The organism is Pseudomonas sp. LB1P83 (genome assembly GCF_054897885.1).
On the sequence record NZ_CM142709.1, the window covers coordinates 6,151,953 to 6,169,138 of the forward strand.

General features: G+C 54.1%; 13 protein-coding genes and 1 pseudogene. 8 read left to right on the forward strand and 6 right to left on the reverse strand.

The features are described 5' to 3' along the window. The first annotated feature begins 68 nt into the window (after positions 1-68). The gene (locus ACYZTY_RS28310; RefSeq protein ID WP_461956374.1) at positions 69-890 is read left to right on the forward strand and encodes an ABC transporter substrate-binding protein; all 822 of its coding nucleotides are present in this window, start codon (positions 69-71) and stop codon (positions 888-890) included. Next, on the forward strand, positions 887-1,726 hold the full coding sequence (locus ACYZTY_RS28315; protein WP_461956375.1) for an amino acid ABC transporter permease: 840 nt from the start codon (positions 887-889) through the stop codon (positions 1,724-1,726). Before ACYZTY_RS28310 ends, ACYZTY_RS28315 begins: the two co-directional genes overlap by 4 nt. Positions 1,727-1,802: 76 nt before the next feature. Here ACYZTY_RS28315 and ACYZTY_RS28320 read toward each other — a convergent pair whose 3' ends face one another. Beyond that, on the reverse strand, positions 1,803-2,081 hold the full coding sequence (locus tag ACYZTY_RS28320) for a helix-turn-helix domain-containing protein (RefSeq protein ID WP_461956376.1): 279 nt from the start codon (positions 2,079-2,081) through the stop codon (positions 1,803-1,805). Further along, positions 2,078-3,430 carry a HipA domain-containing protein gene (locus ACYZTY_RS28325; RefSeq protein WP_461959408.1) on the reverse strand — a complete coding sequence of 451 codons (1,353 nt, stop codon included), beginning with the start codon at positions 3,428-3,430 and terminating at the stop codon, positions 2,078-2,080. The genes ACYZTY_RS28320 and ACYZTY_RS28325 overlap by 4 nt, the downstream gene beginning before the upstream one ends. 128 nt (positions 3,431-3,558) lie before the next feature. Here ACYZTY_RS28325 and ACYZTY_RS28330 point away from each other — a divergent pair. After that, positions 3,559-3,758: pseudogene (locus ACYZTY_RS28330) on the forward strand (hypothetical protein); the annotation flags it as partial. Between the two features lie 199 nt (positions 3,759-3,957). Then, the gene (locus ACYZTY_RS28335) at positions 3,958-6,186 is read left to right on the forward strand and encodes an autotransporter outer membrane beta-barrel domain-containing protein (RefSeq protein WP_461956377.1); all 2,229 of its coding nucleotides are present in this window, start codon (positions 3,958-3,960) and stop codon (positions 6,184-6,186) included. 222 nt (positions 6,187-6,408) lie between these two features. Here ACYZTY_RS28335 and oadA read toward each other — a convergent pair whose 3' ends face one another. Both oadA and ACYZTY_RS28345 read right to left on the reverse strand, forming a co-directional pair. Then, a complete protein-coding gene (gene oadA, locus ACYZTY_RS28340; protein ID WP_461956378.1) occupies positions 6,409-8,217 on the reverse strand; it encodes a sodium-extruding oxaloacetate decarboxylase subunit alpha in 1,809 nt (602 codons plus the stop codon). An 11-nt stretch (positions 8,218-8,228) separates the two neighbouring features. Next, positions 8,229-9,644 carry an acetyl-CoA carboxylase biotin carboxylase subunit gene (locus tag ACYZTY_RS28345; RefSeq protein ID WP_046030798.1) on the reverse strand — a complete coding sequence of 472 codons (1,416 nt, stop codon included), beginning with the start codon at positions 9,642-9,644 and terminating at the stop codon, positions 8,229-8,231. Between the two features lie 190 nt (positions 9,645-9,834). On the opposite strand from ACYZTY_RS28345, the gene ACYZTY_RS28350 reads away from it, so the two are divergent. After that, positions 9,835-10,797 (forward strand): LysR family transcriptional regulator, encoded by a 963-nt coding sequence (locus ACYZTY_RS28350; RefSeq protein ID WP_131058980.1) that lies wholly within the window; start codon positions 9,835-9,837, stop codon positions 10,795-10,797. Here ACYZTY_RS28350 and ACYZTY_RS28355 read toward each other — a convergent pair. Both ACYZTY_RS28355 and hexR read right to left on the reverse strand, forming a co-directional pair. Next, on the reverse strand, positions 10,739-10,948 hold the full coding sequence (locus tag ACYZTY_RS28355) for a PA3496 family putative envelope integrity protein (RefSeq protein WP_461956379.1): 210 nt from the start codon (positions 10,946-10,948) through the stop codon (positions 10,739-10,741). The two genes, ACYZTY_RS28350 and ACYZTY_RS28355, sit on opposite strands and share 59 nt — an antisense overlap. A gap of 230 nt (positions 10,949-11,178) precedes the next feature. Next, positions 11,179-12,045, reverse strand: a complete 867-nt coding sequence (gene hexR / locus ACYZTY_RS28360; RefSeq protein ID WP_008027445.1) for a transcriptional regulator HexR — start codon at positions 12,043-12,045, stop codon at positions 11,179-11,181. 370 nt (positions 12,046-12,415) lie between these two features. Between hexR and ACYZTY_RS28365 the strand changes: the two genes are divergently transcribed. Genes ACYZTY_RS28365 through ACYZTY_RS28375 form a run of 3 tightly spaced genes read left to right on the forward strand, consistent with a single transcriptional unit; the run spans position 12,416 to position 17,161 of the window. After that, the gene (locus ACYZTY_RS28365) at positions 12,416-13,933 is read left to right on the forward strand and encodes a DUF6531 domain-containing protein (RefSeq protein WP_461956380.1); all 1,518 of its coding nucleotides are present in this window, start codon (positions 12,416-12,418) and stop codon (positions 13,931-13,933) included. A gap of 17 nt (positions 13,934-13,950) precedes the next feature. Then, the gene (locus ACYZTY_RS28370) at positions 13,951-16,641 is read left to right on the forward strand and encodes an RHS repeat-associated core domain-containing protein (protein WP_461956381.1); all 2,691 of its coding nucleotides are present in this window, start codon (positions 13,951-13,953) and stop codon (positions 16,639-16,641) included. Continuing rightward, positions 16,625-17,161: a hypothetical protein gene (locus tag ACYZTY_RS28375; protein WP_461956382.1), complete on the forward strand. Its 537-nt coding sequence runs from the start codon at positions 16,625-16,627 to the stop codon at positions 17,159-17,161. The genes ACYZTY_RS28370 and ACYZTY_RS28375 overlap by 17 nt, the downstream gene beginning before the upstream one ends. Positions 17,162-17,186: the final 25 nt, after the last annotated feature.

Genomic DNA, 17,186 nt, shown 5'->3' on the forward strand with positions numbered 1-17,186 from the left:
TAGTTCTTATAACTATTTAATACGCACCACCCGGTTAATAACAACCACTTTTTTATCAGGGATCGACTGTGAAAATTCAACCGCTTCTGGCCTTGGGCCTGACGATTCTGGCTGCCTCCACCCAAGCCTTTGGCGGAGCCACGCTGGACCGCATCGAGCAGAAGAAAGAACTGGTGGGCGTGTTGATGGAAAGCTATCCACCGTTCTCGTTCCTCAACGACCAGAACCAGCTCGACGGTTTTGACGTTGATGTGGCCAAAGCCGTGGCGGACAAACTGGGCGTCAAACTGCGTCTGGAAACGCCGTCCTGGGACGTCATCGCCGCCGGTCGCTGGAGCGGCCGTTACGACATCTGCGTCTGCTCGATGACGCCGAGCAAGGCACGTGCCGAAGTCTTCGATTTCCCGGTCGAGTACTACGCGTCGCCCGCCGTGATCGTGGTCAATGCCAAGGATGATCGCATTCACAGCGCCAAGGACCTGAGCGGCAAGAAAGTCGGCCTCACCAGCGCCTCCAGCTACGAAAGTTACCTGAACAAAAACCTGGTGATCGAAGGTGCTGAAGACACCCAGTTGCAGTACCCGTTCGAGGACGTGCAAATCGCGCCGTATGACACCGACAACGTGGCGTTCCAGGACCTGGGTCTTGGTGCCGGCGTGCGGCTGGATGCGATCCTGACCAACCTCGTCACCGCGCAACCGCGCTTGACCGAGGACAAACGCTTCAAGCTGGCCGGCGAACCGCTGTACTCGGAGCCGAACTCGGTCGCCATCGAAAAAGGCGACGCCCAATGGGACGCCAAGGTGCGTGAAGTGTTTGCACAACTGAAACAGGACGGCACCCTGAGCAAGCTCTCGCAAAAATGGATTGGCGCCGACATCAGCCAATGACTTCTTTCCCAAAACCTCCTCAGCCGCCGCAACCGGTGGCTGAGTCGAGACTGCAACGAATCTTTGGTTTCCGCACACGGCTGTACCTGACGTGGGCGGCGATGCTGGGTTTGTTCGCCAGTTTCTTCCTGAGCTTCGACCTGAAGTTTTCGATCATCCTCGACAAACTGCCCAACCTGATCGGCCTGCACCTGGCGCCGAACGGCTTCCTGCAAGGCGCGGCGCTGACGCTGTTTCTGTGCCTGGCCTCAATCGTGACATCGTCGCTGCTGGGCTTCATCACCGCCCTGGCGCGGCTTTCAAAAAGCGCCGTGGCCTTCGGCATCGCGAGTTTCTACGCCTCGTTCTTTCGCGGCACGCCGCTGCTGATCCAGATCCTACTGATCTACCTCGGTTTGCCACAACTGGGCGTCGTCCCCGGCGCAGTGACCGCCGGCATCATCGCCCTGTCACTGAACTACGGCGCGTACCTGAGCGAAATCTTCCGCGCCGGCATCCTCGGTGTCCCCCACGGCCAACGCGAAGCATCCCTGGCACTGGGCATGCGCGAAACCGTGATCTTCTGGCGCGTCACCCTGCCCCAAGCCATGCGCACCATCATCCCGCCGACCACCAACCAATTCATTTCGATGCTCAAAGACTCATCGCTGATCTCGGTGATGGGGGTTTGGGAGGTGATGTTCCTGGCGCAATCTTATGGACGCTCGAGCTATCGGTACATCGAGATGCTGACGACGGCAGCGATTATTTACTGGGTGATGTCGATTGGGCTGGAGCTGATTCAGGCAAGGATGGAGCGGCATTATGGGAAGGCATATTTGAGTCGGAGTCAGTGAAAGGATTGCTGCCTTCGACTGGCCGCTAATCCCTGCAGATACCATCTTTAATGGAGCGCCCGTACACGGTGCAGAATCAGCTCAAGTCGCGTCGAATCCGCACCACGCCCATCTTCAATCCAAACGGTCTGAATACTGCATTCAGCGATTTCAGCGTCTGATTTCCTTCCCCATGCTCGATATGCACCAGCGTGCGCACCGAGATTTTGCACATTTTTGCGAATTGGGTCTGGTGAAGCCCTGTGACCTCGACTCGCAATCGACGGACCGCCTCGCTTATCTCAAGAGTGCCTTGAGCCAGCGCTTCCTGGATGCTTTCGATGAGCACAGTGCGTTCAGCAACGGTCATGCTCATTTCAGGTCCCACTCTTTCAAACGTTGCTCCAGATTTTTCAAGGCAATTCGTGGGTGATTCATTGTCGCGTCAGGCAAACCACTGGCGGTCAAAATGTCGGGGAGTGCTGCCAGACGCTTGGCATCCTCCCGCAATCGTTCGAAAGAATTCGGCGCATCACTCAACGCAGCTAATGGATCATTAGGATCTGCAATGTCGGCCAATGCTCGACATACGCCACGCCAATCAACGTCACCTGCTCTTTCCAGCTCTTTTGGCCACTTGGTAGTGCGGGTCACACCTTCGTCATCCATCACCATAGGCGCCAGATCATAGATCGGTGCTAAACGAAACGAAGCGGTGTCCCGAATGATTGCGGTGTTGCGGCCATGGTTATCTGAGTTGCCGAGGATTTTATTGAGCAGATCCCGACGCAGGTAGTCAGCAACAAGATTCGGGATTTGGTCCGCCTGCCCCGCTTCACGCCAGAGTCTCGCAAGTAGCCGGATAACTTCCATGTGGTCCATAGGGCTACCGGGCGTGGTTACTTGTGCCAAAGAGTAGATCGACTCCACGGCAAAACGCTCAACACCCAGAGGGGTCACTTGTCGATCAAAACGCTGCATCCACAGACTAGGCTTGGTCGCCTCTTCCAACGCCAAGCCCTGTTCTGCCACCGTTTCGATGCCTAGTTTTTGGAGTGCTTTGTAGTAGTGGTATTCGCTTCTGAGAATGTCTTGATCGTTTCTGTTCCCTTTGTTGCGAGAGAACTTCACGAACCAGTGTTGGGCAGCGTCTGCGTCGTCCAACACTGCGTCGGGGTATAAATTTCCATCCTTACCCTGAACTAACAAAAGTTTGGGCGCCTCGCCACCCGCTCCGGTTGCCCCACCAATTGCGGCGCCCTGCTCATAGGCATATTCGAGAAACCGGTTATCACGACTGATGACGTCCTGGCGTTTAAACCCTATAGGCTCGCGTTGATCTACTGCCTCAGCGGATTCCTTTATGCGCATATTGCCAATCGGTGCAGGAGTGCTTCGGGCCAGTAAATAGAGGTCGGCACTGACGTCCGCAGGTATGTCGCGACCTATGTGTGTCAGCAGAAATTTCCTGGCGGCACCGGCAGGTGCAATATCGTGAAGAAATGCGGGTGCATTGGATCGCTTACCCTCCCATTCCAGAGGAAACCTCGCACTCACTGCCTTGGCAAATGGAGCCCCGATATCCTCAATGTTTTCGACAAGATAGGGTGTTTCGTAGCCGAAATTGCATCGGCTTTCGAAGCCTTTTTCAGGGCTGTCGAAGCTCAAGACCATGGCGTCGTGCCATTTCCCGGTAATGAAAATCTGTAAAGTCAGGTTGTACATGCCGTCATCACCTGCATTTAAATGCATTTTTTTGCGAATCCCTTAAGCCTTGAATGCAATATAGTGCATTTGTGATGTACTAGACATCTTCAAGAACGCATTAAAATGCATATGCAGGATTGTTAGGCTCGACACATCAGGCGTTTGTGGTCGGGGGCACCGCGTTCAGCGTCGACGTCAGTCGCTGGAACGCGACAGTCTGGTGCTGGAGGCCGGGCTGGACTTGCGCATATCGGCGCGGCATTCGGTGGGGGTTGGCTACAGCGGAGAGATTGGGAGTAATGGCCGCGATCATGGGTTGATCGGGCAGTGGCAGATGTGTTTTTAAGTTTGCGATAGCCGGCAGCTTCTTGAATAGTTGTAAGAAAGGTCTTTCGCTCGGGTGGCCAAAAATCCTCTCGATCAAGCGAGCGACTATTTTCTACACAACTATCTGACACCGCCCGCAAACACGCCGGAACCGGCTGACATCGGCACAGAAGCGCGCTCTTTAGAGTTTGACCTCTTGTTTAATGAGGTCAAACCCGATGCCCGTTCAGCACAAATTTCGCCCACAACACCTGGCGCTGGCTATTGCGCTTGCGCTGGGTTGCACCGAAATCTCACTTGCCCAAGAGATCTCTGCCGAGACCATCGCGCCTTCGGCCGAAACTCCGGATCAGCTCATTGCCGCTCTTGAAACATTCATCAACGATCCCGCCACCAACAAGATCTCGATCAGCAAGATAGCGGATGGTGTTAATCGGAAACTCGGGGATGGAAATGATCTGGTCATTGTCTCTGGTCGCGGAAAAATCACCGGAACAATTGACGGTGGTGACGGTACCAACTTCATGCAGCTCGACACTCAGAGTGGAGGCACGTTAGGCAAGAGTCACCGCTTCGCAGGTTTGGAGCTCAAACGAAGTACTTGGACCTTGAATGGCTCCGGTGACTTCGATATCGGTGTCCTGATCCGCCCCCATGCAACGCTAATCAATGACGGACATATCGAGGGAGGCGCGCTGGCCCAAGGTACGCTTGTCAACACTGGCCAGATTGGTGGCGGCGTGACGGTGCGATCAGGAGGCACCCTGAAAAACTCGGGGGATATTCGAGGTGACGTTGTTATCGATGAAAATGGTGTATTGGCTGGCAATGGTTCAGTCGGTGCTCTTCAAGTAAACGGAAAGTTCTCCGTCGACAAAATGCACGGTGCCCCGAAAGTATCAGGTGACTTAACGCTTTCGAACACTGCCGAACTGACCTACGAGGTGGATGCCGGTCGCAAAAGTGAAGCGATATTAGTGGGTGGCACCGCCAGTCTTGGTGACGCCACGCTGAACATCGTTGCAGCACCCGGTGACTACCCCTTGATCAGCGAAAACACCATCCTTACTGCCAACAAAGTCGAAGGTGAATTTGGAAAAGTACTCAACAACCTTGCCTTTTTAACGCCCAAGCTCGAATACGCAGAAAACAAAGTCGATCTGATCATCACCCGTAACGAGGTGCCCATCGAGAATGCCGCGATCAGTGATAACGGAAAGGAACTCGCGCAAAGCATCGTAGAGCCGGAAGACATACCACAGAAACAGGCCTCATCTGATAACTCACGGCCTGTCGCTGAAACTCTTAATCCACCGGCAAGCACCAACAACTCTGCCACCGCCTCAACTCCATCAACAGCGACCAATCCCGTCGCCACCGCACCAAAACCAACCATCCCCGTAAACGCCGCCGTCAAAGCCCTGCTCGGTAGTGACAAAGTGACCGCCTCCTACGCAATCGAACAGCTTGCCGCTGGCAACAACGCCAACCTCGCCAAGGCAACCCTCAACAGCGACAGCCCAGTCAGCGCCACTCTGCTCTCGGCCATGCGCCAACTGGACAGCGCCAGCGGCTACAACAAGCCCGGTCACCGAACCAACGCACTACGCCTGGCCGCCACCAGCGAAGAAAATGGCAGAGTCTGGCTACAAGCCTTGGGTCACGGCGGAACGCTGGATCGCGACCACGACGCTCTGCAAACGTCCACAAAGGGTCTCGTTCTGGGCGCGGATTGGAGCGTCGGTGAGGAATGGCGCATCGGTGTGATGAGCGGCAAGTCTGAAACTCGACTGGACAGCCGCGAACTCGACGGCAATCTCGACAGCTGGCACCTGGGTGCCTATGCCCTGCGCCAGAACGGCCCCATGTCGCTACGCCTGGGCGCGACCTACAGCAATCACGACGGCAGCACGAAACGTCGGGTTGCCTTCAACGGTTTCAGCGACCGTCCCGAAGGTCGTTACGATGCCAGCACCCAACAGGCCTTTGCGGAAGTGGGTTACAACCTGGGGCGGGCCAATGTCAGCATCGAACCGTTTGCCAGCCTTGGCTATCAACGCTATCAACGCGACGGCTACACGGAAAAAGGTGGCGCGGCAGCATTGAAAGTACACGGCCAAACCCAAAACAACCTCAACAGCACCTTCGGGCTGCGACTGGCGAAAATCAATACGCTGGACAACGGCATGCAACTGACGCCACGGTTCAGTGCCGGCTGGAAACACACGTACGGGGATATCTACACCGACACTCGCCAACGATTGGTAACGGGCGGGAAGAACTTCACTGTTTCCGGTGCGCCGCTGGACCGTGACAGTCTGCTGGTTGATGCAGGTCTGGACCTTGGCTTGTCAGCGAAACATACGCTGGGAGTCGGCCTTAATGGTGAGATTGGCACTGACAGCCGCAATCACGGCGTGATGGGCCAGTGGCGGATGGCGTTCTGATCAACCACTGACACACCGCGTCCCTGTGGGAGCGAGCCTGCTCCGGGCGGCGCTCCGACGATAGCGGAGCATCAGTCAACATTGATGCCGAATGTCGCACCGCAATCGTCGGAGCGCCGCCAGGAGCAGGCTCGCACATTTTGCCATGCGGAACTCGGGACGAAAAAAAAGGGGAGCACATGCCCCCCCGAGGTTTAAAGCGGTGTTATCTCGGCTGTTAACTCAGCCTTCGATCTCGATCAGGATTTCGCCCGGGTTCACCCGGTCGCCCTTGGCCACGTGGATGGCGGTGACTTTGCCAGCGATGGCGGCCTGGACTTCGGTTTCCATCTTCATCGCTTCGGTGATCAGCACGGCTTGCCCTGCTTTCACGGTGTCGCCTTCCTTGACCAGCACATCGACAATGTTGCCCGGCATGGTGGTGCTGACGTGGCCTGGCGCCGTGGCTTGCTTGCGCTTGCTGCTGCCACCGCTGACGAATTCGTTGAGCGGTTCGAACACCACTTCTTCCGGCATGCCGTCGATGGACAGGTAGAAGTGGCGTTTGCCTTCAGCCTTGACCCCTACACCGGTGATGTCGACGCGGTAGGTTTCGCCGTGGACGTCGATCACGAACTCGGTCGGCACGCCTTCGCCACCGGCCGAGGCCACACCGCCCGCCTCAGGAATCGGCAACAGCACTTCTGGCGTCAGGGTGCCGGCAGCACGTTCTTCGAGGAATTTGCGGCCGATGTCCGGGAACATGGCGTAGGTCAGCACGTCTTCTTCAGACTTGGCCACGGTACCGATTTCGGCACGCAGTTTGGTCATTTCCGGCTTGAGCAGGTCGGCCGGACGCACGTCGATCACTTCTTCGCTGCCGATGGCCTGGCGACGCAGTTTTTCGTTCACAGTGCCCGGTGCCTTGCCGTAGCCGCCCTGCAGGTAAAGCTTCACTTCGTTGGTGATGGTCTTGTAGCGCTCACCGGCCAGCACGTTGAAAAACGCCTGGGTGCCGACGATTTGCGAGGTCGGGGTCACCAGTGGCGGAAAGCCGAGGTCTTCACGAACGCGCGGGATTTCGGCCAGCACTTCCGCCATGCGGTTCAGGGCGCCCTGCTCTTTTAGCTGGTTGGCCAGGTTGGAAATCATCCCGCCCGGTACCTGGTTGACTTGCACACGGGTGTCGACGGCGGTGAATTCGCTTTCGAACTGGTGGTACTTCTTGCGCACGGCGTAGAAGTACAAGCCGATCTCTTGCAGCAATTCCAGGTTCAGGCCGGTGTCGAATTCGCTGCCTTTAAGGGCGGCGACCATCGACTCGGTGCCTGGGTGGCTGGTGCCTGAGGCGAAGCTGGAGATCGCGGTGTCGATGTGATCAGCGCCGTTTTCGATGGCCTTGAGCTGGCACATGGTCGCCATGCCAGAGGTATCGTGGGAGTGAATGAACACCGGCAACGACTGCTCGGCTTTCAATGCCCTCACCAGTTCGCCAGTGGCGTATGGCGTCAGCAGGCCAGCCATGTCCTTGATCGCCACCGAGTCGCAACCCATCGCTTCCATTTGCTTGGCTTGCGCGACGAACGCGTCGATGGTGTGCACCGGGCTGGTGGTGTAGGCGATGGTCCCCTGGGCGTGTTTGCCCGCTGCTTTCACCGCTTCGATGGCCGTACGCAGGTTACGCACGTCGTTCATGGCATCGAAGATGCGGAACACATCGATGCCGTTGACCGCGGCCTTGGCGACGAAGGCTTTGACCACGTCATCGCTGTAGTGGCGGTAACCCAGCAGGTTCTGGCCACGCAGCAGCATTTGCAGACGCGTGTTAGGCAGCGCCGCGCGCAATTGGCGCAGACGCTCCCACGGGTCTTCTTTGAGGAAGCGTACGCAGGCGTCGAACGTTGCGCCGCCCCAGCATTCCAGCGACCAGTAGCCGACTTTGTCGAGCTTGTCGCAGATCGGCAGCATGTCTTCGGTACGCATGCGGGTGGCGAGCAGCGATTGGTGGGCGTCGCGCAGGATCGTGTCGGTAACGTGGATTTTCTTGGACATTGTTCTATTCCTCACAGGCCTGCGTGGGCGGCGATGGCGGCGGCGATGGCCAGGGCCAGCTCTTCGGGTTTGCGCTTGATCGAGTAGTTGGTCAGTTCAGGGTGGCTTTCAACGAAGCTGGTGTTGAACTGGCCGCTACGGAATTCCGGGTTACGCAGGATTTCCTGGTAGTACGCGGCGGTGGTCTTGACCCCTTGCAGACGCATGTCGTCGAGGGCGCGCAAGCCACGGTCCATCGCTTCTTCCCAGGTCAGCGCCCACACCACCAGTTTCAGGCACATGGAATCGTAGAACGGCGGAATGGTGTAGCCGGTATAGATCGCCGTGTCGGTGCGCACGCCGGGACCGCCGGGCGCGTAGTAACGGGTGATCTTGCCGAAGCTCGGCAGGAAATTGTTTTTCGGGTCTTCGGCGTTGATCCGAAATTGCAGCGCGAAACCGCGGTGCTGGATGTCTTCCTGTTTCACCGACAACGGCAGGCCGGATGCGATGCGGATCTGCTCACGGACGATGTCGATCCCGGTGATTTCTTCGGTGATGGTGTGTTCCACCTGCACCCGGGTGTTCATCTCCATGAAGTACACCTCGCCCTCGGCGAGCAGGAACTCCACGGTGCCGGCATTTTCATAGCCCACGGCCTTGGCTGCGCGCACCGACAGGTCGCCGATGTAGGCGCGCTGTTCCGGGGTCAGTTGCGGGCTTGGAGCGATTTCGATGAGCTTCTGGTTGCGGCGCTGGATCGAGCAGTCACGCTCGAACAGGTGCACGACGTTGCCAAAGCTGTCGCCGAGGATCTGCGCTTCGATATGTTTCGGATTGACGATGCATTTTTCCAGGAACACTTCCGCCGACCCAAACGCCTTGGTCGCTTCGGAGATCACCCGTGGAAACGCTTGTTCGAGTTCTTCCCGGCTGTCGCAGCGACGGATACCTCGGCCACCACCACCGGAAGTCGCCTTGAGCATCACCGGATAACCGATACGGTCGCCTTCGACCAAGGCTTCGGCGATGTCCGCAACGTTGCCTTCGGTGCCTGGCGTGACCGGCACGCCGGCCTTGATCATGCTGCGACGTGCTTCAGTCTTGTCGCCCATGCGGCGGATGACTTCAGCCGATGGACCAATGAATTTGATGCCGCGTTCAGCGCAGATATCTGCCAGCTCGGCGTTTTCCGAGAGGAATCCGTAGCCGGGATGCAACGCATCACAACCGGTTTCCACAGCCAGGTTCACCAGCTTGCGCGCATTCAAGTAGCCGGCCAGTGGCTCGGCACCGATGCTGTGGGCCTCATCCGCACGCTTCACATGCAAGGCATGGCGGTCGGCGTCGGAATAGATCGCGACCGAGCGTATGCCCATCTCGGCGCAGGCACGCACGATTCGTACGGCAATCTCACCACGGTTGGCGATCAGGATCTTTTTTATCACTTGGAGGTTCCCTTGAGCCGGTGGTACCCACGACCTGCTAGACCAGGTCGACGCGTGACTAAATGTTTCGATTTAGTCGCAGCCCCACACTAGCCCCCACAAGGGATTAACAAAAATGATTAATAATTGGGTTAGCCATAAGTAAAGACTTATAGTTGATTGATCAGCCTGTGGTGAGAGTGCTTAGAAAATGCGTAAGTCATTGATGCGTATGACATTGCGTCAATTGCAGATCTTCAATGAGGTCTGTGATTTGCGATCCTACAGCCGAGCGGCCGACGAAATGTCGCTCACACAACCTGCCGTGAGCCTACAGATTCGTCAACTTGAAGAGCTGATTGGTCAGCCTTTGTTCGATTACGTTGGCAAAAAACTCTACATGACTGAGGCCGCCGAAGCACTACAGCGCGCCAGCCGGGACATTTTCGGGCGACTGGAAAACCTCGACATGCAGCTTTCGGACATGCAGGGATCGCTGCAAGGCCAGCTGAAACTAGCGGTGGAATCCAGCGCCAAGTATTTCGTCCCGCACCTGTTTGCCGCGTTCAAGCGTCAGCATCCGGAGGTGAATCTGCAACTGACGGTGGTCAACCGGGGGCAGGTGATCCGTCGACTGTCTGATAACCGCGACGACCTGGTAATCATGTCGATGGTGCCGCAGGACATGGGCCTGGAGTTCCTGCCATTCCTGAATAACCCGATCGTTGCCGTCGCGCCACCGGACCATCCGCTGTGCCACATGGGGCCGCTGCGCTTGCAAGACCTCGAGCCGTACACACTGCTGCTGCGCGAGCCCGGTTCCGGTACGCGAATGGCTTGCGAGGAGTATTTCAAAGAGAAGCGCGTGCACTTCAACCAGACCCAGGAGGTCGCATCGGCCGAAGCCCAGCGTGAATGTGTACTGGCGGGTCTGGGCGTCGCGCTGTTGACGCGCCACGCCCTGAACCTTGAGTTGGCGACCGGTGGATTGATCGAGTTACCGGTCGAAGAACTGCCGCTGTATCGCAGCTGGTGCCTGGTGCAAGCCAAGGCGAAACGGCTGTCACCGGTGGCGCACGCGTTCCTTGCGTTTATCCGCAGCGAGCGGGTGCAGATCAGCGCGCTGGTTGAGCGCTTCGACGGGAAGTTGCGGGAGCTGCCTGCCAGTAGTTGAGCTCCAGCTCGGGGAAATCACCGATCTCTGCCAGCAGCTGACGGCGTTCGCAGCGATCTTCGATGGCGCGGCGAAATTCCATGCGGCGCTGATCTTCTTGCTGACGACGGGTTTTGGCGGCGCTGTTGCGTTCTTCGTAGGGCTGGGCCATTTCGAGTCTCCCAAGGCGATTACGGGAGTTTCAAGATAGGCGCACGGGATGACGGTTTGGCGGCTTGTGCGTTACAGGGAGATGAATGTTGTGGCGAGGGGATTTATCCCCGTTTGGCTGCGAAGCAGTCGTAAAACAATCGCATGCGGCGTCGTACTTACGAGTTTGGGGGCTGCTTCGCAGCCCAACGGGGATAAATCCCCTCGCCACAGGGTCCGTGCCGTCTTGAATCAGTCGTCCAGCGCTTTCACCGACTTGGGCGAAAGCCGCAAGCTGCGCAGGCTGCGTTTGACGCTCTTGAGGTGGTTGACCAGGCTCGGCCCGCGCGCCATGGCCACGCCCATCGCCAACACGTCGATCACCACCAGGTGAGCGATACGCGAGGTCAACGGGGTGTAGATTTCAGTGTCTTCGTGCACATCGATCGCCAGATTGACGGTCGACAGCTCGGCCAACGGCGTCTGGCTTGGGCACAAGGTGATCAACGAGGCGCCGCTTTCACGCACCAGGTTTGCCGTGATCAGCAAATCCTTGGAGCGCCCGGACTGGGAAATACAGATCGCCACATCGGTCGGCTTCAAGGTCACCGCCGACATCGCCTGCATATGCGGGTCGGAATACGCCGCCGCCGTCAGCAGCAACCGGAAGAACTTGTGCTGGGCATCCGCCGCCACCGCGCCCGATGCACCGAAGCCGTAGAATTCGACGCGCTGGGCTTGGGACATCAGCGACACTGCCCGCTGCAATTCCACCGGATCGAGCTTCTCGCGAACCTCCATCAGGGTGTGCAGGGTGGTGTCGAAGATTTTCAGGCTGTAGTCGGCGACCGAATCGTCTTCATGAATCGCAAACTGGCCGAAGCTCGCGCCTGCCGCAAGACTCTGCGCCAGCTTCAACTTCAGGTCCTGAAAACCGGAACAACCGATGGCGCGGCAGAAGCGCACGATGGTCGGCTCGCTGATGCCCACGCTATGGGCCAGGTCGGCCATGGAGCTGTGCATCACCGCCGCAGGATCAAGCAGCACGTGGTCGGCGACCTTGAGCTCCGACTTGCGTAAGAGGTGGCGTGACTGGGCGATGTGTTGCAGCAGATTCAAAGGGCTGGACTCTTTGTTATTGGCAGGTGCCGGAGATGTAGCAAGCTTGTAGTTATACTACATGAATCGGCTTTTTGCCTGCTCAATGCGTAACTCGATGTCCCCATTCCACGCCACATGCGCTCCATGTAGCACCGACAGAGGGTTTCTCATGCCCACTGCCCGGTCAGCCCCTCCTAGACTCCCTTTCCTCCCTTTCCTCCCTTTCCTCCCTTCGCCTCGCCTGCCAAAGTGATACGAAGCCGTAACGACGCATGAATTTACAATTGCAATATATATATACCGCATATGGGCCAACTGCAGCGCACAAAATGAATGTGCGCCTAATAAACCGACCTACAAAATATAAATATTGATCACGGAAGATCAAATGAAGACTAAACAAGCTCTTGAAATTACAATTTTACTTTTAACGTTAACGGCCCATCAATATTCAGCAGCTGAAATATATAACTGGAAAGCATGGAGTCTCCACGACCACCCCACGCAGCACAACTCTCCAGAAATAGCATGCCAAGCACTCCATAAAAAACTCAGCGCTGAAAATGAGGAAATACTGGGATATAACACTGCAATACCTCATGAAATTTATGACTGGAAATGGTTATGCAAAATAGACTACGTACCAATCGAGGTAGAGGAGGAAGACGGCGGACCTGACCCAGGCACGTTTACAGCTCAAATACTCCTCAGTGGAGACTCATGCGCAGAGAATCAGTCACTTAACAAGCTGACAGGAATGTGCGAAGTTGAAAATATAAACGATAGCTGCCCATCAAGCCTTGTAGGAAATCCAATTGATTTTCTGACAGGTCATAAAATCGAATCAGAAATAGACTTCCCGTCAACCAAAGAAAAACGTAAAGTCAACGAAATTGAGTTCTCACGAAACTACACCAGCAAAAACGGTGCATGGACGCATAATTACGCTTTTCGATTATTCTCTGATGCAAACTCCGTATCGATTGTTCATGCCGATGGAAGAATATCGACGTTTAATAAAATAAATGGCGTTTATTTACCGAGAAAACCAATCGCTGAGTACTTGATCAAGACTGAAACTCAATGGGAATACCAGTCACCAGAAAATTACTTTTACATTTTTGATGAGAAAGGCAGGCTCTCTGAAATCCGAAAACTGGGAGCAGTGCAACTGATCAAATATTATGAAAACCACATTTACGTCACCGACAGCTATGGCAATTCTATTAATTTTACAGAAGACAACAAGAGTCAGCCTCTGCGCTTTTCGTCCGACGTTATGCAGATCGAATATGAGTATGATGACTATCGACAACTAATGTCAGTATCAAAAACATATCCCAATATAGTTAACAAAAAGAGATACCTCTACCAAGACCCTCGAGACAGCAGGTTATTAACATCAATAATTGACGAGCGTGGAGTCAACTATGCGTCATGGAGCTATGACGATCACAGTCGCGCTATCTCAAGCGAGCACGCGGAAGGCGCTGAAAAAACAACTATTCAATACCATATCGACGATTCAACCACTGTAACGAATACCCTAGGAAAAAGTACAACTTATAAGTTTGGCTATTTTCAGGGTATCAAACGCATCACATCGATTGACGGCGAGCCAAGCGTTAATTGTCCGAGAAGCAACTCAACCTTCACTTATGACGAACGCGGATTTCTTAAGTCGCAAACTGATAACAACCAGAATACGACGCTATATACCCACAATGATCGCGGCTTAGAAATTTCCCGAACGGAAGCAAGCGGAACACCCGACTCCAGAACCATTATTACAGAATGGCACGCGACCCTGCCTCTTCCCGTGCGCATCACCCAACCGAACCGATCAATTCACTACACCTACGACGCTGAAGGACGACAACTCACTCAGGCAATTAGGGCCCGTTGATTCAGAAGGATCTGAACATGAATACATTGATATTGAGAGTAGGCCTTCTGGCGCTGGCACTAGGCGGATCTTTTCTTACCGTTCCACTATGGCAAGTACCAGAGCGCGGACGGTCATTCGTCTACAATGGTGCAGGTTTACTTGAGTCCACAGATGGGCCACGAACTGATGTAAACGATATCACTCGCTATGAATACGACACGAAGGGAAATCTGACGCGCGTTACTAATGCGCTTGGACACATCACCGAGCTATCGAATTTTGATTTCATGGGGAAACCGCAAACTATTATTGATCCCAATGGAGTTGTAACACTACTGAGCTATGCGCCCCAAGGATGGTTGTCGTCTGTCAGTACTGCAGATATAAAAACACAGTTCGAATACAACGCTACCGGCGACATAACCAAGTTAATCCGAGGCGACGAAAGCTGGCTTGCTTACACTTGGGACGACGCCAGGCGGCTCATTCGGATTACAAACAACTTAATGGAACAGGTCGAGCTTGAACTCGATCCAATGGGAAACCACACAGCGGCACGTGTGATGGACAATGGGGGAAATCCGACAAAACAGCATAAATGGGTTTATGACGAACTGGGTCGCTTACTTCAATCGGTGGGTGCTAGTGGCCAAACAACCCATATGAAATACGACCTTAATAATAATCTCATTACAACCGTTACGCCTCGTGGCCTTAGCTATAGCGCCGCCTATGACCCGCTCGACCGTTTAGTGAAGAGCACTGATCCATTAAACGGCTCTTCGCAGTTTAAATACGATGCTCAAGGTAACCTCACTCACGCCCGCGACGCACGTGGAGCAAGCACTCAGTATCACTTCGATGGTTTTGGTAACCTGACCCAATTGGACAGTCCCGATAGCGGCAGCAGTAAATATAAATATGACGCAGCCGGTAACATCACAGAGAAAACGGATGCACGTGGGGTAGTCACGTCCTTTACATACGATGCTCTCAATCGCTTGATCACTCATCGGTATCCGGCGAACCCGACGCTCAACACACGTTTCCACTACGACTCGATTGCCGCGAACAACAGGGGAATCGGCCGGCTGACTGCCGTGGAGGATATAACTGGAGTACTGAGCTACTCCTATGACGCGCACGGCAACCTTATCGTTCAGGAGCACATTCCACCGATGAATGATGTGGCTCAAGCCGAACTAATTAACTATGGCTACGACAGTGCAAATCAACTCCATCGAATCGACTATCCCGCCGGATTCAGCATCCACTATCTTCGTAACGCCGCCGGACAGGTTAACCAAGTTGAAATTCGGCATGGAACAGACAAACCCATCGCCTTTGCACAGCACCTCACTTACCTACCTTTCGGTCCGCTTAAAAGCCTGACCTGGAACAATGGGACTACGCTTCAACGTACCTACGATCTGGACTATCGGTTAACTGCACAAACCGCCGCCGGCTGGAGCAATGCCTATACCTACGATGTCACCGGAAACGTTACCAAAGTACAAAGCAGTTCGTTCGGCGATTTAAATTACAGCTACGACGCGCTCGATCGCCTGACAGAAGAAACAAATGCCATCCGACATCAAACTTTTACCTATGACGCTGTTGGTAACCGCACCAACAAAACTCTCACTTCTCTGGCAGAAGGCAAGGTGCAAGACAGTGCAGTCATGACTTATCAGTATGGAGCCAGTAACAATCGTTTGATCCAAATAGACGACCATTTGGTGAGTTCCGACGCGACAGGCAATCTGATCAAAGACCACGACAATCGCCAATTCTCATACGACGAACAGAATCGCCTGAGCAGCGTGAAAATTGACGGAATGATCCGGGCTCAGTTTCGCTACAACGCTCTGGGTCAACGCACCCAGAAAATCACCCCACAAGGCGTTACCACATTTCTCTACGGACTTGATGGACAACTGCTAGGCGAAACGATGTTCAGTAGCGAAGGCAACAAACTCGTAAGTCAATTCTACTTCTGGCTTGATGGCCTGCCATTGGGCGGTGTGAGTATTAATTATGATGTGACAGGAGTAATTACTAATAGCATGCCGTTCTACATTCATAGCGACCACCTCAACACTCCCCGTATCGTAATTAACGCGGCTCAGGAAATTATATGGGAATGGAAATCTGACGCTTTTGGTTTGGAGAAAGCCAGCGGCTCTTTGACTCTAAACCTCCGTTTCCCCGGTCAGTACTACGATGCTGAAACTGGGTTGCATTACAATTACTTCAGAAATTATAACCCGGAGACAGGACGCTATTTGGAAAGTGATCCAATGGGCCTCAAAGGTGGGTTTAACACCTATGGATATGCCACAAGCAATCCGTTGAAATACGTTGATCCCTTTGGATTGGAATCTGTGTTTGAATGGTCCTCCAAAGCCGAGGACATAGCCGAAAAAAGCGGGCTACCTGGAACACATAACGGTCCCCGGGACGCTTTCAGACACTGTGTCGCGTCGTGCATGATTGCATCATCAAATTGGGGGGAATCAACAAGCAGATTTGCCGGATGGGTACATGAAGTATCGAACTTTGGACAAAGCAAAGACGAGAGGGCCATGGACGACTGGAACAATCAAGTTGGATTATGTGCGGCCAAAGACAAGAAAAGCCCTGATGACTGCCCAAAAACCTGCATGACTCTTCTTGAAAACAATGTTTTGATTAAGGAGGTAACTTCGAATGGCGCCTATTATTAAATATAGAATTTCAACACTAAAGATCGCCTCACTTATCTTGCTACTGGCCTGTTCCTTCGCTTTCATAGCGGCAAAATACTACTACCCGGCGAACCTTGATCAAATATGCGATAGTAACTCGCCACTACTGGTAAACAAAATTCACAGTTGCAGCCTCATTGAACAGGTAGTAAACAATCTTGAGCACGAAGGCTACACTCTCGCTACCTTAGAGAAATCCAATACAAGCCGAGGCCCATTTAAAGCAAGATTTGATTACAAAATATTTGAAATAAACAACTATAAAATCGAAGGAGACCCTAATAGCGGTGTTGCTCAGTTTCGATTCATCAATGGTCGTTTATCTTCAATAATTTACACACCAAAAAATCCAGAAATCGTATTTAACCTATACCCCGAAAAGGAATCAAACGAGACAAGCGTCCGGCATTCGACCAACTACCAAGGACTGAAGTATATTTCATGGTCAAACAACCAACTTGAATCTTACATTACATGGTGGATCAGACGATTTGCTTAGCAGATCCTCCCTTACTGAGTCGGCA

Bases quoted from the DNA above. Each gene is read 5' to 3' on its own strand.
- oadA (WP_461956378.1), bottom strand. From the start codon at position 8,217: ATGTCCAAGAAAATCCACGTTACCGACACGATCCTGCGCGACGCCCAC.
- ACYZTY_RS28325 (WP_461959408.1), bottom strand. From the start codon at position 3,430: ATGTACAACCTGACTTTACAGATTTTCATTACCGGGAAATGGCACGAC.
- ACYZTY_RS28350 (WP_131058980.1), top strand. From the start codon at position 9,835: ATGCGTAAGTCATTGATGCGTATGACATTGCGTCAATTGCAGATCTTC.
- ACYZTY_RS28315 (WP_461956375.1), top strand. From the start codon at position 887: ATGACTTCTTTCCCAAAACCTCCTCAGCCGCCGCAACCGGTGGCTGAG.
- ACYZTY_RS28335 (WP_461956377.1), top strand. From the start codon at position 3,958: ATGCCCGTTCAGCACAAATTTCGCCCACAACACCTGGCGCTGGCTATT.
- ACYZTY_RS28375 (WP_461956382.1), top strand. From the start codon at position 16,625: ATGGCGCCTATTATTAAATATAGAATTTCAACACTAAAGATCGCCTCA.
- ACYZTY_RS28365 (WP_461956380.1), top strand. From the start codon at position 12,416: ATGAAGACTAAACAAGCTCTTGAAATTACAATTTTACTTTTAACGTTA.
- ACYZTY_RS28370 (WP_461956381.1), top strand. From the start codon at position 13,951: ATGAATACATTGATATTGAGAGTAGGCCTTCTGGCGCTGGCACTAGGC.
- ACYZTY_RS28320 (WP_461956376.1), bottom strand. From the start codon at position 2,081: ATGAGCATGACCGTTGCTGAACGCACTGTGCTCATCGAAAGCATCCAG.
- ACYZTY_RS28355 (WP_461956379.1), bottom strand. From the start codon at position 10,948: ATGGCCCAGCCCTACGAAGAACGCAACAGCGCCGCCAAAACCCGTCGT.